Origin of the sequence: Cellulophaga tyrosinoxydans (assembly GCF_900176415.1) — a bacterium.
Lineage (GTDB): Bacteria > Bacteroidota > Bacteroidia > Flavobacteriales > Flavobacteriaceae > Cellulophaga > Cellulophaga tyrosinoxydans.
Genome location: NZ_FWXO01000004.1, coordinates 286,175 through 303,194 on the forward strand (window position 1 = coordinate 286,175; position 17,020 = coordinate 303,194).

A 17,020-nucleotide genomic window follows, 5' to 3' on the forward strand; every position below is an offset into this window, starting at 1 on the left:
GTAGACTTTTAAAATTACAAACCAACTTATAATCTATAATGTACACACCTGAATATTATAAGAATACCAATGTAGCAGATATAAAAGCGTTTATTGCCAATAATAGTTTCGGTATACTGATAAACCAAGTAAATAATAAGCCTTGGGCTACACACATACCATTAGAATTGGATGTTGATAAAGAAGGTAAGGATATTTTAGTTGGCCATATTGCTAAAGCCAATCCTCAAGGAGCATATTTAAAAGATAATACTACCGTTTTATGCATTTTTAACGGGCCACATTCGTATATTTCTTCATCTTGGTATAAAGAGGAAGAGGTACCAACTTGGAATTATATAGCCGTTCATGTTTATGGTAAAATTCGTATTAATTCTGAGGATGAAGTGATGGATTCTATGCATAAACTTGTAGACAAGTATGAGCAAAATTCCAAATGTCCAATTTCATTAAATGATATGTCCAAAAATACACTCAGACAAGTAAAAGGTGTTATTGGATTTAAAATTTATATTGATGATATACAAGCCACTCATAAACTCTCACAAACCAGACCGGAAGATCATGCAAAAATTATAAGTGAACTTGAAGATACTAAAAATGCTAATGCCTGTGAAATAGCTAAAGCAATGAAAAAAGAAGGCAATTAATTTTTACCTAATGAGTCAGAAAACCCTAATTAAGTTTATATGTATACTAGTTACTTCGTTAGGTACTGCACAATCACAATCTATAATTTTAGATAGTGTTTCTGGATTTTACCTAACACAAAAGCACGAAGGGTTTACCGGAGAAAATTATGAAACTTTACTACTGCAAGAAGAACCGGCAATTTCTGTAAGAGAAATAAATGCCGTGTCGCAAAGTTTTGACTCATTTGGGAAACCTGTTGTTTTACTTGAATTCAATGCAATTGGTACAAAAAAACTAGAAAAAATAACAACCGAAAATAAGGGAGAGCCTTTGGTTATTTATTTTGGAAAAAAAATAGTTTTAGCACCTTTTATTATGAGTCCTATTACTGAAGGTAAAATGATTATTAATGGGAATTTCACCATTAAGGAAACTGATGGAATGGTAAATTGGCTTAAAAGTAGAATTGAAAAATAAACTAAAGCAAGCATGAAACAATTTGTTTTTATTTTAGGCTGTTTATTCGCTACATTTTTTAATAGCTGTATAGGAGGAAATTCGCAAGAATCCGATAAAGAAATAGAAAATACAGAAATACCTAAAAGTGTTTTTACTGCCATTGGCGATGTACCGTATAATGCAATACAAAAAGAAAATTTTATCGCCTTAATTGCGAAACATAATACAACCGCAAAATCTGATTTTGTTATACATGTTGGCGATATTAAACCAGGAGGTGATCCTTGTAATGAATCGGTTTATGCAGAAGTAAGTGGTTTGTTAAAGCGTTTTACCTCGCCCACATTCATAGTTTTGGGAGATAATGAATTTAATGATTGCACTGATCCAATTAACGCATTGGGTCTTTGGAACACCTATTTTCTTAAATTAAATACCAACTGGAATTTTAAGCCCGTTGTAAATTATCAACCAAACAGGCAAGAAAATTTTAGTTTTATAAAGGATAAAGTACTCTTTATTGGATTGAATTTAGTTGGAAGCTCCATTCACGATCCAGAGGAGTGGAATTCTCGTTTAACAGACAATAGCAACTATGTACAAGAATTATTTACGATTAATAAAGACAAAGTGAGTGCCGTAGTAGTATTTGGACATGCAAATATGGTTAATCTTGGTCCCGAAAAATTCGCAACATTTACTACTGCTTTCAGAGCAGCTGCAGCTACATTACAAAAACCAGTTTTATATCTTCAAGGCGATGGCCATTTTTGGATGCAAGATGCTCCATGGCCCGAAAAAAACATAATGCGTGTACAGATAGAAGGTGGCGCAACGGCTGTGGAAGTTACCATAGACCCAAATAAACCAATGCCTTTTTCTTTTAATCGTTCATTTTTGAATTAATACAAGTGTTATTACAACTCACTCCTAAAAAACGACACTTCAGGATTTCAATTTTATTTCTAATCTATAGAATTTTCAAATTTGCTTTGTAATTAACCACTACTGATACCTATCAGTACTTAAAAAAACAAGAGAAATGAAAAATCTAACACTTACAATCGTTTTAATCTTTACTTCATTATTTTCCTTTGCGCAAGAAGCGAGCTCCAATACTATAACGGTAATTATAGATAATATTTCAAATGATAATGGAACCGTTATAGTATCCTTGCATAGCAAAGACACCTTTATGAAAGGTGCTGGAATACAAGATTTACAAAGTAAAATTGAAAATGGAAAAATTAAAGTAATTTTTAAAAATGTTGTTCCTGGAGAATATGCAATTATGGCATTGCATGATGAAAATGATAATAAAAGAATGGATTTTGAGCTAAATGGAATGCCAAAAGAAAGCTATGGCATGTCCGGCAATGAGATGTCTTTTGGACCACCAAATTTTGTAGATGCTAAATTTGAATTGTCCGATAAAGATTTAGAATTTAATATCCGATTCTAAAATAGACTGTTTTCAAAAGTAAAAAAGGCTTTGTACATGTACAAAGCCTTTTATTTACTTAAATATTTAAAATAATCTAAACTTCTTCAGTCAACCAAGCTTTCATCATCCAAACGGTTTTCTCTTGTTCAGAAATAAAATCACTCATCATGGCACTAGTACCTTCATCATTGGCATCCGATGCTGTCTCTAAAATTTTTCTTTCAATCAATAGTAAAGTAGATAAAGAATCTATTATTAATTGGATAGCCGCTTCATCTTTGTGAATATTTTTACCTACAGCTATATCCGAGTTTGTAATATAATCTTCAAAAGTATGCAGAGGAACACCACCTAGTGTTAAAATACGCTCTGCAATTAAATCTACTTTTACATTAGCATCAGTATACAGCTCTTCAAACTTTACATGAAGGTCAAAAAAACGCTTTCCCTTAATATTCCAGTGAATTCCCCTTAAATTTTGATAATAACGCTGAAAATTTGCTAATAATTTATTTAAATCTTTACTTAATATTTCAGATTTTTCTTCGCTTAATCCTATACTATTTAACTTCATAATACCTTCTTTTAATTCATTACAAACTTACCAAAGATTATAGTCCCAAGACTATAAGTTTTATCGATAGTTTTTATAATTTTATAGCCTAAAACAATGTAAATGACAATTACGCAATTGCAATATGTGCTTGCCGTGGCAGAATACCAAAATTTTACTTTAGCCGCTGAAAAAAGCTTTGTTACACAACCTACGTTAAGTATGCAGGTTCAAAAATTAGAAGATGAATTAGATATACTAATTTTTGATAGAGGAAAAAAACCAATTGCCATTACCGAAGTTGGGAAAAAAATTGTGGAGCAAGCTAAAAACATTGTCAATGAAGCCAACAGAATTAAAGATATTGTAGACCAGGAAAAAGGATTTATTGGTGGAGAATATACGCTTGGAATAATACCAACAGTAATGCCTACCTTATTGCCAATGTTTTTAAATACTTTTATTAAAAAGTTTCCAAAAGTTAATCTAATTATTAAAGAGCAAAACACGGCAGATATGATCCGTAATATACAAGACGGACATCTAGATGCAGGAATCGCTGTTACACCTTTGGAAATTGAATATATTAAGGAAAGACCTTTGTATTACGAGCCTTTTGTTGGTTACATTCCTCCAAATCATAGACTTTATAATACAGATAAACTAAATACTGCGGATTTAGATATAAATGATGTGCTTTTGCTTCAAGATGGACATTGTTTTAGAGATGGAGTCATAAACCTTTGTAAAGCATCAAAAAATTTCCATGGAGAGTCCTTTCAATTACAAAGCGGAAGTTTTGAGACCTTGATAAATTTAGCTAATGAAGGAATGGGAATGACGCTTTTACCTTTTTTAAATACTTTAAATCTAGATGAAAAGAAAAAAGGCCATCTTAAGTATTTTAATAATCCTTCACCTGCCAGAGAGGTTAGTTTAATTTATCATAAAAGCGAACTAAAAATACAAATTACCGATGCCATTAAAGATGTTATATCTAGTATTGTAAGGGGTGCTATTGCTTTTCAGGATGTAAAAATTATAAGCCCTTTACATAAAAAATAGAGCGTATTCCCCTGAAAAGGAAAATAAAAAAAGCCACTTAAGTAGTGGCTTTTTCTTATGCGGTTAAATAAACTAAACTTTGTTTTAACTCTGGCTTGTCCACAATAAATTGCTGAATCCAGATTTTTAATTCTTCAACTTCTTCAGGCAAAAGTGTTGTAATTGCCTTTTTTACTTCTTTACAAAATAATTTTGCATCAAAACTTACTTTATTAAGTACCATTTTAGTGTACTCAAGCATAGTTCTAGCCATAATAAAATGTTTATTAGTTGTTTGCACTAAGATAACCATAAAAGGGTAAATAATATTGCCAGTTAATAGTTAAAAAATAGATAAATTGTTGTTAATTTCGATGAGATTCTAAATTTAACATGTTAAAAGGCTAATTAATTATGATGCGAAAAATATTTTTAACCCTACTAGCAATCAGTCTTTTAACTAACTGTTCTGCAGGTAGAAAACGTAAACTTGTAAAAGAAACTTATCGTGTTTTAAATGATACCATCTTTGAAAATCAGTTTTTAGGATTTTTTGTTTACGATCCTTTGGAAAACGACACAATTGTCAGTTATAATAGTGCAAAATACTTTACACCGGCAAGCAATACCAAAATTATTACGCTTTATACTGCGCTAAACATTCTACCTGAACAAATTCCGGCTTTACAGTATATCTCTTCAAATGATGGTATTACGATACAAGGCACAGGAGATCCTACACTATTACACCCCTTTTTTAAAGATAGTACAGCTTTAAATTTTCTGAAACACCAAAAGAATATTAGTCTATATCTGAATAATTTTCAAGATAAAAAGTATGGACCAGGTTGGGCTTGGGAGGATTATGACACCTACTTTCAGCCTGAGCGTAATGGCTTGCCTTTATATGGTAATGTAGCGACCATCTATGCTGTAGATTCTTTAAATGTTGTTCCTAAGTTTTTTAAAAACGAGGTGATAACAACTGTTACAAATACATCTCGAGAAGAATTTAGCAACCAATTTTACTTCAATTCCACAAAGAAAGACACTGTGGAGGTTCCTTTTATTATTGATACTACACTGACCAAAAAATTACTCGAAGATGTACTACATAAGAAAATTAAAATCACCAATTATTTTCCTTCAGGACCGAAAGAAACACTTTACAGTATTCCATCAGATAGCGTTTTTAAACAAATGATGAAAGTGAGCGATAATTTTTTAGCAGATCAACTAATGATACTTTCTAGTGGTGTGTTAACAGATACCTTAAATATTGCAAATGCTCAAAAGTATATTTTAAGTCATCAATTAGCAGATTTAAAACAAATGCCTAGATGGGTTGATGGTTCCGGCTTATCTCGTTACAACTTATTTACACCAGAATCTTTTGTACATATTTTAACCAAAATGTATAAAGAACAGTCAAGAGAACGCTTATTTAATTTATTTCCAGTAGGTGGAGTTTCCGGCACGCTCACTAATTGGTTTGAAGGATCAAACAAACCCTATATTTATGCAAAATCGGGCTCTTTGGGGAACAATTATTCGTTAAGTGGCTACTTGTTAACCAAATCAGGCAAAACACTAGTATTTAGTTTTATGAATAACCATTACAAGGAATCTACTGCTGAAATAAAAAAGAGAATGCAGCTGATTTTTGAAAATATAAGGGACAATTATTAGATAACAACACCCATTACTCCCCTAATAACTTATTAATCTTAGCATACTGTAATAACATGATAGTTTTCGCGTCCTTAATTTCTCCTGAAGTTATCATTGCAAGAGCTTTGTCAAAAGGATATTCTAAAACTTCAATATTTTCCGTTTCATCTTCTGCTCCTCCACCATCACTTAATTTAATTGCATCTTCATATGAACCTATAAAAAAATAGAGGATTTCAGTAACGGAACCAGGTGACATATATGATTCAAAAACTTTGGTAACCTTATCTACTATATAACCTGTCTCCTCCTCTACTTCTTTCCTTATACAATCCTCAGGATGATCCCCGTCTAAAAGCCCGGCACAAACTTCAATCATCATTCCGTCTGTATTGCCATTAATATACGTTGGCATACGAAATTGACGTGTAAGAACCACCGTTTTTTTTGCTTGATTATATAAAAGAATAGCGGCCCCATTTCCTCGGTCATAGGCTTCTCTTTGCTGAGTTTCCCAGCTGCCATCTTCTTTCTGATACTCGAAGGTTAACTTATTAAGTGTATACCAATTGTTAGATAATACCTCTTTTTTTATATTGCGAACTTCACCTTTTAACATAGTTATTTATTAAAACCTATTATCACCATCTAATAAATCTCCAATACCCCCTAAAATACTACCTTCACCTTTATCTTTACCACCTCTTGGTATAGAAGCAAGAACTCTACCTGCCAATCTGCTGAATGGTAGGGATTGCACGTAAACCGTTCCCGGACCTTTTAGCGTAGCAAAAAAGAGACCCTCACCACCAAAAATAGTATTCTTTATACCGCCTACAAATTCTATATCGTAATCTACATTTTCGGTAAAGCCAACAATACACCCAGTATCTACTCTTAAAATTTCTCCTGCTTGTAATTCTTTTTTAGCGAGAGTACCTCCAGCGTGCACAAATGCCATACCATCACCTTCTAATTTTTGCATGATAAAACCTTCACCACCAAATAAACCTCGCCCTAAGCGTTTTGAGAATTCTATTCCTATGGATACCCCTTTTGCAGCACAAAGAAAAGCATCTTTCTGGCAAATAAATCTTCCTTGAATTTCAGATAAATCTATAGGTAAAATTTTTCCAGGATATGGAGAAGCAAAACTAATTTTTCGTTTACCATGACCAATGTTTAAAAAGGCCGTCATAAATAGACTTTCACCTGTCAACATACGTTTTCCTGCAGAGAATATTTTACCTAAAACCCCTTTATCTTGATTAGATCCATCCCCAAAAATAGTATCCATTTTAATATCCGAATCCATCATCATAAAACTACCAGCTTCAGCAACTACTGCCTCTTGCGGGTCAAGTTCTATCTCGACAAATTGCATTTCTTCTCCAAATATTTGATAATCTATTTCGTGTGCATTCATTTTTAAATTGTTTTTTGATTGATGCTAATTAGTTCGTCAATTTTAAAATTTGTTACAACTAGTTATGATAATCCTCTAATTATTTTTTCAAGCTCTTCAGGTTTCTGAGTGCCGAGTACTATTTTTTTCCCATTATTAAAATATAATGCGAGTCCCTTATTTCCCTTAACATTATACACCATACCATGTTTAAGACTAATCCGGATGCCATACCCAACAAATCCGTAATTAATTACCTCTGCCTTTTTTACATCTGCCCAAAGCCATTCTTTCGAAAATAGTGGAAAGTATCTTAAAAAAATACGCTCAGAAGTAATTTCCGTCTTTAATTTTAAGAATATAAATAATAGTAAAATGGCTATTAGAATGAAAAAAGGAATATAGAAATTAGACCAAGATACATCGTTTAATAAACTTTTAGTTTTAATATTAGTAGTTTCATTTAAAATAGGTGCGATTACGGAATACATTAAAACAACTAATGGTGACAATAACAATAGCCACAACCACCATTGCGTAAACTTTTGCTCTTCTTTAAAAAGTATTTTCGCCATAATATTAGCGTTTTACTCGAATGGTCCATTCAAAATTAAAAGTGGAAACTACTACTCCATCCGTATTCACACCAACAGATTTCATCCAGATTGTTTGGCCTTCTCCAGTGGCAATAGTTTTATCAATTGCCTCTTTTATTAAATGACCATCCTCACACGTAAATGTGATTTTTCCTGTTGCTTTTTTAGTAAAACTAGCGTTATTATTGGCGACTAACATGGATATATTTTGCCCGCTTTCTTTAATTTGATCTATCATCATAGCGCCAGTAGCTAATTCCGCAGCCATACCTTGTACAGCCCAAAACATAGATTTGAACGGATTTTGGTTAAACCATTTATGCGTTACAGTCACTATAGCTTTATTTTTATCTATATGCCGTAAACGCACACCACACCACCATGCAGAGGGTAATTTAAAAAATGTAAATGTGTTAAACTTACTTGTGGAAACTCCCATATTTATTCAAAATTTTCTATAAATGTATTGAAAATAAGTGATGTAACAATTGTTAAATAAATGTTAATTATTAGTACTATGTGTTGCATAGTACCTTCTTTTAGATATATATTTGCATAAGAAATTACTAAGCCATGACAGATACTATTACAAAACACGAGAGAAACCTATCCGCAATTATACACGGATCCACCTTTGCGAAGTTCTTTTTCCCATTTGGAAATTTTATACTTCCATTAATATTATGGACCGCTAATAAAAACGAATATAAGTTTGTGGATTACAATGGAAAACAAGCATTAAACTTTCAAATTAGTTTATTGCTGTATTCTATAATTCTAGGGATGTTAAGTATTCCTTTTATAATTGGTTTTCTACCTAATATTTTTGATTTAGGGAATTATTCATTCGGTAGTTTGAATAATTTCAACAATATAAATCTTCATTTTGATAGTGACGATTTTAGGTTTGGAACCTGGTTAATTCCTGTGGGTATTACTGGTATATTGCAAGGTGCATTATTTGTTGTAAATATAGTTTACACTATTCTAGCCGTAATTAAAACAAACGAAGGGCAGACTTTTAAATACCCATTTACCATTAGTTTTATAAAATAAAAAAGGTCTTAATCACACCTTTAATCAATAGGAGTTTATTCATTAATCAATCAAAAATCAATCAAGATGTTTATTCATCAATCAAAAAACGAACCGTTAATCAATGCAAGAAATTAGTTCAAGAAAAACCGAAAGAATTTCGAAGTTTAAAAAACTGCATACAAAGCAAGACGAAATTATGAATGTAGAAAATACAAAAGCGCAAATGCGTAAAGGGGTTCTGGAATATTGCATACTATCTATCTTAAACGGAGAAGATAAGTATGCTTCAGAAATTCTAGACACGCTAAAAGATGCCAAAATGCTAGTGGTTGAAGGAACCATTTATCCTTTATTAACTCGACTTAAAAATGCAGGGTTATTAAACTACCGTTGGGAAGAATCTACTTCTGGCCCTCCAAGAAAATATTATACACTAACTGAAACAGGTAAACTATTTCTAAAAGAATTGGATACCACTTGGGATGAATTAAGAAGTGCAACTAACCTGGTAACCAACAACAAAAACAACTAACGATGAACAAGACTGTAAATATAAATCTCGCTAACATACTTTTTCATATTGATGAGAATGCATACAATAGAATGAGAAGGTATCTTGAATCTGTAAAACGATCTTTTGCAAATACGCCCGGAAGTGATGAAATATTGGCTGATATTGAAGCCCGTATAGCGGAACTTTTTCATGAAAAACTTGCCAATGAAAGACAAGTAATTACCATCAAAGAAGTAGACGAAGTTATTGCAATTATGGGACAACCAGAAGATTATATGGTTGATGAAGACATTTTTGACGATGAACCAAAAGCTGCTTCGAAAGAACCTAAAAGAGTTAAAAAATTATACCGAGATATTGAAGCAAAATATGTTGCTGGTGTCTCTGCTGGACTAGCCCATTATGTAGGTGTAGACCCTATTTGGATTCGCATTATCTGGATCTTATTAACCATATTCTCTGGTGGAAGCTTTATATTAATCTATGGTCTATTATGGATTTTAATCCCAGAGGCCAGAACTACATCGCAAAAATTAGACATGCGCGGTGAAGACATTAATATTAGCAATATAGAACGAAAGGTTAAGGAAGGTTTTGAAGATGTAGCAGAGCGCGTAAAAAACGTGGACTACGAGAAAGTTGGTAATAAGGTAAAAAGTAGCGGAAAGACTTTTTTTGATACCATTGGTGATATTATTATGTTCTTTTTCAAAATTTTTGGAAAGTTCGTAGGGATCTTATTAATACTTGCAGGTGGTGCTGGACTTATTGCTATGCTTGTTGGTTTATTTACTGTAGGTATTTTTGATAGTGTGCATCTTGGACCACTAAACCTTTATGAATTGGTAGATGCTACCAATACTCCTTTTTGGCTTGTGGGCATTTTTACGTTCTTTTTAGTAACAATTCCTTTATTCTTTTTACTGTATTTAGGATTAAAAATATTAGTTACTAATCTTAAATCAATCGGTTCTGTTGCTAAATTTACTTTACTGGGTTTATGGCTTATATCTTTAATAGCCATCATAGTTTTAGGCACTAAACAAGCAACATCTAGAGCTTTTTGGGACAGTGCAATTAGTGAAAAAGAACATGTAGTAGAAAACCCAACAGACACTTTAAATATATCGTTTAAATCTAATGATCTGCACTGGAACAGAAAAAGATTCAATATTGGCGATATGATTGTTAGTTATGATAATAATGGACAAGAAATTTTAGTCTCTAAAGATGTGCAATTTACTTTTAAGGCCTCTAAAGATTCTTTAATACATGTTGAGATACAAAAAAATGCTAATGGTAGTACTTTTACCAATGCTCGTGAAACTTCTGAAAAAATTGAATATTCTTATTCTTTAGTTGGAAATTCATTAGAATTTAATAATTACCTAACTACTAAAAGAGAAAACAAATTTAAAAACCAAGAAGTTCGCGTAATTGTTTATTTACCAAAAGGTACCATTCTAAATTTTGAAGAAAACAACAATCATTGCTATAGAATACAAGCCAATAATGATCAAGACTTAAACGGTTGCGATGTACAAGAATATTCTTGGAGAATGGCTAGTAATGGCGAATTACAATGTTTAGATTGCCCGGAAAAAGAAGTTGATCTTTCAGATGAAAACAATCGTGTTAAAATCAACGAAAATGGCATCGATATCAACATTAATGATAATAGTGAAAAAGGAAAAATAAAAATTGACGAAAACGGCATCGACATAGATGTGAAAGACAACGGAGAATCTTTTAAAATGAAGATTGACGAAAATGGCGTTAAAGTTAAAACCAATGATAATTAATCGTTCAAATGTTTAAAGTCGAGAGTTTTAGCTTGACATTAGACAGAAAAATACAATTCATCAATCAAAATCAACAGTTGAGTTGTAATAGTTATTAATCCAATAGAATAAATAACAATTTTACATCAACCTTAAAAACAACAATCATGACAACACTAGTAAGAATTGCAATTGCACTAACTCTTAGTATCTTATTATCCTCCTGCGGATTTGATATTAATATTGGCGACTTTAGCTCAGGAGTAAAAGGTAACGGTATTGTAAAAACAGACAAGCGACCTGTTAACGACAATTTCACTGCGATCTCTGCATCAGAAGGATTAGAAGTTTATGTAACACAAGCTGATAATTTTAGTATCTCAGTAGAAGCAGATGAAAACGTAATAGACTTAATAGGCACTGACATTAAAAATGATGTACTAAAAATACACGCTATTAAAAACATTGGAAATGCCACTAAAAAGGTATACGTATCATTACCAAATGTATCAGAATTAAAGAGTTCAAGTGGATCCCATTTAATTACAGAAAACACTATTAATGCTACTAAATTAATAATCGACTCTAGCAGTGGTTCTATTTTAAATGCTGAAATTATTGCAGATAATTTAGATATTGATGCTAGCAGTGGTGCTAACATAAAAGTTAATGGAGAAGCAAAAAAAGCAACTATCGATGCCAGTAGCGGAGCAAATTTTAGTGGCAAAGAATTAATTACGAAAGTATGCGATGCTGAAGCCAGTAGCGGTGCAAATGTATCGATCTCCGTATCAGAATTACTTAGCGCAGATGCAAGTAGCGGCGGCAATATTTCTTACTCGGGCGAAGCAAAAGTAAGTACTAAAAAAAGTGTTTCGGGTAGCGTAACCTTTAACGACTAACAACCAACCAAAATTACTTTTAAAGCCACTGAATTTTCAGTGGCTTTTGGTTTTATTATACCAATGCTTTGTCTATTTTAGTACAAACATTACGCATTATGGATATTAGCTTAAAAAAGTACATTTTACCACTAAAACACACCTTTAGTATATCTCGCGAATCGCATGATTTTCAGAATAGTTTAATCGTTGGACTTACATTAAACGAAAAAACTGGTTTTGGCGAAGCCACATCAAATCCTTATTATAAAATTACAGTTGAAAGCATGATGGCAGAAATAAATGCCGTAAGCCACGAAATAAAGAATTTTAACTTTACCACACCAGAAGTGTTTCATGCATTTTTGGTAGCGAAAGGTTTGTCTAATTTTGCTATTTGTGCCTTAGATTTAGCTGCACATGATCTATATGGAAAATTATTAGGTAAACCACTTTACAAAATATGGAATACAACTATAGATAGCTACCCCACAACTAATTACACAATAGGAATTGCAAGTATTGATAAAATGGTAGCGAAAATGAAAGAAACTCCATGGCCAATTTATAAAATTAAATTAGGTACTGATGATGATGTAGCTATTGTAAAAGAATTACGTAAACATTCAGATGCCATATTTAGAATTGATGCCAATTGCGCTTGGACAGCAAAAGAAACTATCTACAATGCGCCTTTATTAAAAGAATTAGGAGTGGAATTTTTAGAACAACCATTAAAAGCTGATGATTGGAAAGGAATGGAAGAGGTTATGCACCATAGTGTATTACCTGTAATTGCAGATGAAAGTTGCATCGTAGAAACCGATGTTGAAAAATGTGGTCTTCATTTTAGCGGTATAAATATAAAATTAACCAAATGTGGTGGCCTAACTCCCGCACTTAGAATGATAAAAAAAGGAAAAGAAATGGGGTTAAAAGTTATGGTTGGTTGCATGACAGAATCCACCGTAGGAATTTCAGCAATAGCACAATTATTACCACAATTAGATTATGTGGATATGGATGGAGCACTTCTATTAAAAGAAGATATTGCGGATGGCGTAATTATTAAAAATGATGCAACGGTAATTTTCCCATCACTTGGCGGGAGCGGTGTAACACTTAGATAGTTATGCACACAATAGATTCATTTCCAGGTAGAGAAATAATACTAAATGACAAACCCTATTTATATTTTGGTGGTACGGCATATTTAGGCCTACAAATGGACATTGAATTTCAACATTTGTTTATAGAAAATATAAAAAAATATGGCACCAATTATGGTGCATCTAGAAAATCGAATGTGAGGATTGCAATTTTTGATAAAGCCGAAGAATATTTGGCGCAATTAGTGGGTAGTGACGCTTGTGTTACTATGTCCTCTGGTTATTTAGCAGGACAGTTTATAGGTCAGTTTTTAAATAATAGCAGTAATAAGTTTTTCTATTCCCCAAATACGCATTCTGCACTGTATATTTCAAATCAGATTAAAAATAAGCCTAAATCCTATATTACTTTCACCGCATTAAACATAGCCATTCGTGATCATTTAGAAAAAAATGACACTATTCCTGTGGTTTTTTTAGATTCAATAGATTTTTCAGGAGCTAATTTTCCCGATTTTGAAGGATTAAAAGCATTACCATTAGAAGAGGTAATATTAGTTGTTGATGATTCTCATGGCATTGGGATTACAGGGGAAAATGGTGGAGGTGTTTTTAGAAAAATTCAAAAATTAAATCCAAAAGAACTTATTGTGTGTTGCTCCTTGGGCAAAGGCTTTGGTGTGCAAGGTGGGGCTGTTTTTGGATCAAAAGAACGCATACTTAGCCTCGTCAACACTGATTTTTTTGGCGGCTCCAGTCCTGCATCACCAGCAAATCTTGCAAGTATTTTCTTCGGGGAAAGTATTTATAGAAAAAAGCGTAAGCTTTTACAACTTAATACAGCATACTTTATAGAAAATATTGAGAATATTTCATTTTTTAAATATATGGTAGGGCATCCTGCATTTACTTTTTCCAGTGAAAAATTGACCCATCTTCTTGAAGAAAATGGCATTCTAGTAACTAGTTTTAGGTACCCTAGCGAAGATGCAGATCTTATGAGTAGAATTGTTATTAGTGCGGCACATACAAAAGCAGATTTAGATCGTATTTGTAATATTTTAATCTCTTATGTTTAATTTAACTTGAAATTAAACTATTCTCATTGAAAAAAATATCGTAACTTATTACTATCTAATAACTTAAATATCTACGTCATGAAAAAAGTAATAGGCTTAATTTTACTGCTTTTTATTTTAGTATCAACGGCCACTAAAACAACGCCAGTAAAATCATTAGAAAATCCTTCTTTAGAAGGTACGTGGGAACTTATAAACCGTTTTAATTATGATGGGATAAATGTAACAGACACTATTCCTAATATAAACGGATATCGTCAAGTAAAAATTTATAGTAAAGGAAAAGTAATGTGGACAAGATACTCTCCTGATGATCCAGCAGAATGGTTCGGGTATGGTTCGTATTCAAATACGAATTCTGTTTTACAAGAACAATTAGAATTTGGTTCCGAAACTATGATGAAAATTCAAGATACTGTACAAGTGTTTAAGTTTGAATTACAATTGGATCCTGATAATTTTCGCCAAATAACTGTTGACGATAAAGGAAATAGAATTCAATCTGAAAATTATGCCAGAATTGATTAAAAAAAAGAGCCGCTATTCTAGCGGCTCTTTTTTTTTAATTTACGAAATTTCTTCGTGTGTTTCTATCGTTGCCAAATAGCGCTCAGCATCTAAGGCAGCCATACAACCTGTACCAGCAGCCGTTACTGCTTGACGGTATTCCTTATCTTGTGAATCCCCGCAAGCAAAAACTCCTGGTAAATTTGTTTTTGTTGATTTTCCTTTGGTAATTAAGTATCCTGTTTCATCCATATCTAACTGACCTTTAAAAATGTCAGTGTTTGGTTTATGACCAATAGCTATGAACAATCCTGTAATAGCAATTTCCTCCTTTTCGCCGGTTACATTATTTACCATGCGTAAACCTTCTACCACTTGATCACCTAAAACTTCATCTACTTCTGTATTATAACGAATTTCGATGTTCTTAATACTTTTTACTCTATGCTGCATTGCTTTTGATGCTCTCATTTCATCTTTGCGCACCAACATGGTTACTTTATTACATATGTTAGCAAGATAAGACGCTTCTTCAGCGGCCGTATCACCTGCTCCTACAATGGCAACATCTTGTTTTCTATAGAAAAAACCATCACATACAGCACATGCAGATACGCCTCCACCTCTTAACTTTTGCTCACTTGGTATATTTAAATACTTAGCACTTGCTCCAGTTGAAATTATAACAGTTTCTGCTTCAATCTCAATACTATCATCCACAGTAGCTTTATGAATACCTCCTACTTCGGTACTAAATTTTACTGCTGTAATCATACCAATTCTTACATCTGTACCAAAACGTTCTGCTTGCTTTTGTAGTTGCATCATCATGGTAGGACCATCTATACCTTCAGGATAACCTGGAAAGTTATCAACTTCTGTAGTTGTAGTTAATTGCCCTCCTGGCTCCATTCCTGTATAAACAACAGGTTTTAAATCTGCTCTAGCAGCATAAATTGCAGCTGTATATCCGGCAGGACCAGAACCAATAATTAACGTTTTTATTCTTTCTATTTTATCTGACATAATATTTAGCTTCATTTTTAATACTTCAAAAGTAGCTTTTTTGCAAAAAAACTTACAGCAAAAGTTATCAAAAGTTGTTATGCAACTATTGCGATTTACTTATTATTCTTTCTTATCCTTAATTTACTTGATATTTGACAACATATCTAGGGAAACAACTGTTCTAAAACCAACATGTTCGGAAGATGAATCCATGCTTGTTCCCATTCTGGCAGAAATACGATAACTAGCACAATATGAATCACTGCATAAAAAAGAACCGCCTTTAATTATTTTCTCTTTAATTAATGGATTATTTGGATTATATGCTATTGATGAGCCTTTAGGATTGATGGCAACATTACCTGTCGCTATTAATTCTTTGTAATACTTTGTATTGTACCAGTCCGATGTCCATTCCCAGACGTTTCCTGCCATATCGAATAAACCAAAATCGTTTGCTGGATATGATTTAACAGGAGCTCTATTTTCAAACCCATCTAACTTACTATTTTTAACAGGAAATTCTCCTTCCCATGTATTGGCCTTTTTAGATAGATTAGTTGCGTCATCACCCCAAAAGTAAATGGCCTTGTTATTATTTCCACGTGCGGCTCTCTCCCACTCGGCCTCTGTTGGCAACCGTTTTCCCGCCCATTGGCAATATGCCAAAGCATCCTCATAAGCTACCTGTACAACAGGATCATTATCCTTGCCTACTATATTGCTTTTAGGACCATTGGGGTGTTTCCAATTGGCTCCTATCTTCCATTCCCACCATTGAGAAAAGTCATATAAGTTGGGAACTGTATTTTTAGTTTTTTTAAACACCAACGCACCTGGCTGCAATATTGAGTCATGCGGTTTAGGTGTTCCTTCTGGTAGCTGATTTTTCATTTCTTGCCAATCAATGGCGCGTTCTGCTATGGTGATATAACCAGTTTCCTTTACAAACTTGGCAAACTGAGCATTAGTAACTTCAGTTATATCCATAAAAAATCCGTCAACACTAACTTCGTGAGCTGGTTTTTCATGACTCATTGCCATTTTATCTTGAGTAACTGCCCCTTGTTGAAAAGTTCCCCCTGGAATCCATACCATACCTTCAGGCACTACAATGTCAGTTGGTTTATCTATTATTAATTCCACAATGGAATCCTTTTTTGGGATTGCTTCCTCAGTTTTATGTACTGAATTGGTAGATTTGTTTTTATTCTGGCATTGTAATGATAGGGCTACAAGAGAAACTAAAAGAATTTTACTGCGAATATTTTTCATAAACTTTATAAAAACAATTTTAA

General features: G+C 32.8%; 21 protein-coding genes. 13 read left to right on the plus strand and 8 right to left on the minus strand.

Going from position 1 to position 17,020, the window contains the following annotated elements:
• Positions 1 to 38: 38 nt before the first annotated feature.
• The 4 genes from B8963_RS12840 (at position 39) to B8963_RS12855 (ending at position 2,554) form a co-directional block, all read left to right on the plus strand.
• Positions 39 to 650 (plus strand): FMN-binding negative transcriptional regulator, encoded by a 612-nt coding sequence (locus B8963_RS12840; protein WP_084061955.1) that lies wholly within the window; start codon positions 39 to 41, stop codon positions 648 to 650.
• A gap of 10 nt (positions 651 to 660) precedes the next feature.
• Complete coding sequence (locus tag B8963_RS12845; RefSeq protein ID WP_084061958.1) at positions 661 to 1,110, plus strand: SecDF P1 head subdomain-containing protein; 450 nt, start codon at positions 661 to 663, stop codon at positions 1,108 to 1,110.
• A 12-nt stretch (positions 1,111 to 1,122) separates the two neighbouring features.
• On the plus strand, positions 1,123 to 1,998 hold the full coding sequence (locus B8963_RS12850; RefSeq protein ID WP_084061961.1) for a metallophosphoesterase: 876 nt from the start codon (positions 1,123 to 1,125) through the stop codon (positions 1,996 to 1,998).
• A gap of 136 nt (positions 1,999 to 2,134) precedes the next feature.
• Complete coding sequence (locus B8963_RS12855) at positions 2,135 to 2,554, plus strand: DUF2141 domain-containing protein (RefSeq protein WP_084061964.1); 420 nt, start codon at positions 2,135 to 2,137, stop codon at positions 2,552 to 2,554.
• A gap of 76 nt (positions 2,555 to 2,630) precedes the next feature.
• Here B8963_RS12855 and B8963_RS12860 read toward each other — a convergent pair whose 3' ends face one another.
• Positions 2,631 to 3,110: a Dps family protein gene (locus tag B8963_RS12860; protein WP_084061967.1), complete on the minus strand. Its 480-nt coding sequence runs from the start codon at positions 3,108 to 3,110 to the stop codon at positions 2,631 to 2,633.
• A gap of 102 nt (positions 3,111 to 3,212) precedes the next feature.
• On the opposite strand from B8963_RS12860, the gene B8963_RS12865 reads away from it, so the two are divergent.
• Positions 3,213 to 4,154, plus strand: a complete 942-nt coding sequence (locus tag B8963_RS12865; RefSeq protein WP_084061970.1) for a LysR substrate-binding domain-containing protein — start codon at positions 3,213 to 3,215, stop codon at positions 4,152 to 4,154.
• Positions 4,155 to 4,209: 55 nt separating this feature from the next.
• Here B8963_RS12865 and B8963_RS12870 read toward each other — a convergent pair whose 3' ends face one another.
• Positions 4,210 to 4,407, minus strand: a complete 198-nt coding sequence (locus tag B8963_RS12870) for a hypothetical protein (protein ID WP_084062179.1) — start codon at positions 4,405 to 4,407, stop codon at positions 4,210 to 4,212.
• Between the two features lie 140 nt (positions 4,408 to 4,547).
• On the opposite strand from B8963_RS12870, the gene B8963_RS12875 reads away from it, so the two are divergent.
• Positions 4,548 to 5,822 carry a D-alanyl-D-alanine carboxypeptidase/D-alanyl-D-alanine-endopeptidase gene (locus B8963_RS12875; protein WP_317043719.1) on the plus strand — a complete coding sequence of 425 codons (1,275 nt, stop codon included), beginning with the start codon at positions 4,548 to 4,550 and terminating at the stop codon, positions 5,820 to 5,822.
• A 13-nt stretch (positions 5,823 to 5,835) separates the two neighbouring features.
• Here the strand turns inward: B8963_RS12875 and nudK are convergent, their stop codons facing one another.
• The 4 genes from nudK to B8963_RS12895 all read right to left on the minus strand — a co-directional run bounded on the left by nudK (position 5,836) and on the right by B8963_RS12895 (position 8,244).
• Positions 5,836 to 6,423, minus strand: coding sequence for a GDP-mannose pyrophosphatase NudK (gene nudK, locus B8963_RS12880; RefSeq protein ID WP_084061973.1), 588 nt, complete (start codon positions 6,421 to 6,423; stop codon positions 5,836 to 5,838).
• 9 nt (positions 6,424 to 6,432) lie between these two features.
• Entirely contained in the window at positions 6,433 to 7,230 is a 798-nt protein-coding gene (locus B8963_RS12885; protein WP_084061976.1) for a TIGR00266 family protein, read from the minus strand.
• A gap of 62 nt (positions 7,231 to 7,292) precedes the next feature.
• Positions 7,293 to 7,784: a hypothetical protein gene (locus B8963_RS12890; RefSeq protein ID WP_084061978.1), complete on the minus strand. Its 492-nt coding sequence runs from the start codon at positions 7,782 to 7,784 to the stop codon at positions 7,293 to 7,295.
• Positions 7,785 to 7,788: 4 nt separating this feature from the next.
• A complete protein-coding gene (locus tag B8963_RS12895) occupies positions 7,789 to 8,244 on the minus strand; it encodes a DUF4442 domain-containing protein (RefSeq protein WP_084061980.1) in 456 nt (151 codons plus the stop codon).
• 134 nt (positions 8,245 to 8,378) lie between these two features.
• On the opposite strand from B8963_RS12895, the gene B8963_RS12900 reads away from it, so the two are divergent.
• From B8963_RS12900 to B8963_RS12930, 7 genes are all read left to right on the plus strand, one after another.
• Positions 8,379 to 8,861 (plus strand): DUF4870 domain-containing protein, encoded by a 483-nt coding sequence (locus tag B8963_RS12900; protein ID WP_084061983.1) that lies wholly within the window; start codon positions 8,379 to 8,381, stop codon positions 8,859 to 8,861.
• A gap of 178 nt (positions 8,862 to 9,039) precedes the next feature.
• A complete protein-coding gene (locus B8963_RS12905) occupies positions 9,040 to 9,375 on the plus strand; it encodes a PadR family transcriptional regulator (protein ID WP_084062182.1) in 336 nt (111 codons plus the stop codon).
• A gap of 2 nt (positions 9,376 to 9,377) precedes the next feature.
• Positions 9,378 to 11,159 (plus strand): PspC domain-containing protein, encoded by a 1,782-nt coding sequence (locus B8963_RS12910; protein ID WP_084061986.1) that lies wholly within the window; start codon positions 9,378 to 9,380, stop codon positions 11,157 to 11,159.
• A 146-nt stretch (positions 11,160 to 11,305) separates the two neighbouring features.
• Positions 11,306 to 12,040: a head GIN domain-containing protein gene (locus B8963_RS12915; RefSeq protein ID WP_084061989.1), complete on the plus strand. Its 735-nt coding sequence runs from the start codon at positions 11,306 to 11,308 to the stop codon at positions 12,038 to 12,040.
• A 98-nt stretch (positions 12,041 to 12,138) separates the two neighbouring features.
• Positions 12,139 to 13,149, plus strand: coding sequence for a dipeptide epimerase (locus B8963_RS12920; RefSeq protein WP_084061991.1), 1,011 nt, complete (start codon positions 12,139 to 12,141; stop codon positions 13,147 to 13,149).
• Positions 13,150 to 13,151: 2 nt separating this feature from the next.
• Positions 13,152 to 14,207, plus strand: coding sequence for an aminotransferase class I/II-fold pyridoxal phosphate-dependent enzyme (locus B8963_RS12925; protein WP_084061996.1), 1,056 nt, complete (start codon positions 13,152 to 13,154; stop codon positions 14,205 to 14,207).
• Between the two features lie 78 nt (positions 14,208 to 14,285).
• Positions 14,286 to 14,735, plus strand: coding sequence for a hypothetical protein (locus tag B8963_RS12930; RefSeq protein WP_084061999.1), 450 nt, complete (start codon positions 14,286 to 14,288; stop codon positions 14,733 to 14,735).
• A 39-nt stretch (positions 14,736 to 14,774) separates the two neighbouring features.
• On the opposite strand, the gene trxB is transcribed toward B8963_RS12930, so the two are convergent.
• Both trxB and B8963_RS12940 read right to left on the minus strand, forming a co-directional pair.
• A complete protein-coding gene (gene trxB, locus B8963_RS12935; protein ID WP_084062185.1) occupies positions 14,775 to 15,740 on the minus strand; it encodes a thioredoxin-disulfide reductase in 966 nt (321 codons plus the stop codon).
• A gap of 123 nt (positions 15,741 to 15,863) precedes the next feature.
• The gene (locus B8963_RS12940) at positions 15,864 to 16,997 is read right to left on the minus strand and encodes a formylglycine-generating enzyme family protein (protein ID WP_084062001.1); all 1,134 of its coding nucleotides are present in this window, start codon (positions 16,995 to 16,997) and stop codon (positions 15,864 to 15,866) included.
• Positions 16,998 to 17,020 lie beyond the last annotated feature (23 nt).

What these genes read in the sequence shown, in the direction of transcription:
- B8963_RS12840 (WP_084061955.1), top strand. Translation starts at nt 39, where the DNA reads ATGTACACACCTGAATATTATAAGAATACCAATGTAGCAGATATAAAA.
- B8963_RS12845 (WP_084061958.1), top strand. Translation starts at nt 661, where the DNA reads ATGAGTCAGAAAACCCTAATTAAGTTTATATGTATACTAGTTACTTCG.
- B8963_RS12850 (WP_084061961.1), top strand. Translation starts at nt 1,123, where the DNA reads ATGAAACAATTTGTTTTTATTTTAGGCTGTTTATTCGCTACATTTTTT.
- B8963_RS12855 (WP_084061964.1), top strand. Translation starts at nt 2,135, where the DNA reads ATGAAAAATCTAACACTTACAATCGTTTTAATCTTTACTTCATTATTT.
- B8963_RS12860 (WP_084061967.1), bottom strand. Translation starts at nt 3,110, where the DNA reads ATGAAGTTAAATAGTATAGGATTAAGCGAAGAAAAATCTGAAATATTA.
- B8963_RS12865 (WP_084061970.1), top strand. Translation starts at nt 3,213, where the DNA reads ATGACAATTACGCAATTGCAATATGTGCTTGCCGTGGCAGAATACCAA.
- B8963_RS12870 (WP_084062179.1), bottom strand. Translation starts at nt 4,407, where the DNA reads ATGGCTAGAACTATGCTTGAGTACACTAAAATGGTACTTAATAAAGTA.
- B8963_RS12875 (WP_317043719.1), top strand. Translation starts at nt 4,548, where the DNA reads ATGATGCGAAAAATATTTTTAACCCTACTAGCAATCAGTCTTTTAACT.
- nudK (WP_084061973.1), bottom strand. Translation starts at nt 6,423, where the DNA reads ATGTTAAAAGGTGAAGTTCGCAATATAAAAAAAGAGGTATTATCTAAC.
- B8963_RS12885 (WP_084061976.1), bottom strand. Translation starts at nt 7,230, where the DNA reads ATGAATGCACACGAAATAGATTATCAAATATTTGGAGAAGAAATGCAA.
- B8963_RS12890 (WP_084061978.1), bottom strand. Translation starts at nt 7,784, where the DNA reads ATGGCGAAAATACTTTTTAAAGAAGAGCAAAAGTTTACGCAATGGTGG.
- B8963_RS12895 (WP_084061980.1), bottom strand. Translation starts at nt 8,244, where the DNA reads ATGGGAGTTTCCACAAGTAAGTTTAACACATTTACATTTTTTAAATTA.
- B8963_RS12900 (WP_084061983.1), top strand. Translation starts at nt 8,379, where the DNA reads ATGACAGATACTATTACAAAACACGAGAGAAACCTATCCGCAATTATA.
- B8963_RS12905 (WP_084062182.1), top strand. Translation starts at nt 9,040, where the DNA reads ATGAATGTAGAAAATACAAAAGCGCAAATGCGTAAAGGGGTTCTGGAA.
- B8963_RS12910 (WP_084061986.1), top strand. Translation starts at nt 9,378, where the DNA reads ATGAACAAGACTGTAAATATAAATCTCGCTAACATACTTTTTCATATT.
- B8963_RS12915 (WP_084061989.1), top strand. Translation starts at nt 11,306, where the DNA reads ATGACAACACTAGTAAGAATTGCAATTGCACTAACTCTTAGTATCTTA.
- B8963_RS12920 (WP_084061991.1), top strand. Translation starts at nt 12,139, where the DNA reads ATGGATATTAGCTTAAAAAAGTACATTTTACCACTAAAACACACCTTT.
- B8963_RS12925 (WP_084061996.1), top strand. Translation starts at nt 13,152, where the DNA reads ATGCACACAATAGATTCATTTCCAGGTAGAGAAATAATACTAAATGAC.
- B8963_RS12930 (WP_084061999.1), top strand. Translation starts at nt 14,286, where the DNA reads ATGAAAAAAGTAATAGGCTTAATTTTACTGCTTTTTATTTTAGTATCA.
- trxB (WP_084062185.1), bottom strand. Translation starts at nt 15,740, where the DNA reads ATGTCAGATAAAATAGAAAGAATAAAAACGTTAATTATTGGTTCTGGT.
- B8963_RS12940 (WP_084062001.1), bottom strand. Translation starts at nt 16,997, where the DNA reads ATGAAAAATATTCGCAGTAAAATTCTTTTAGTTTCTCTTGTAGCCCTA.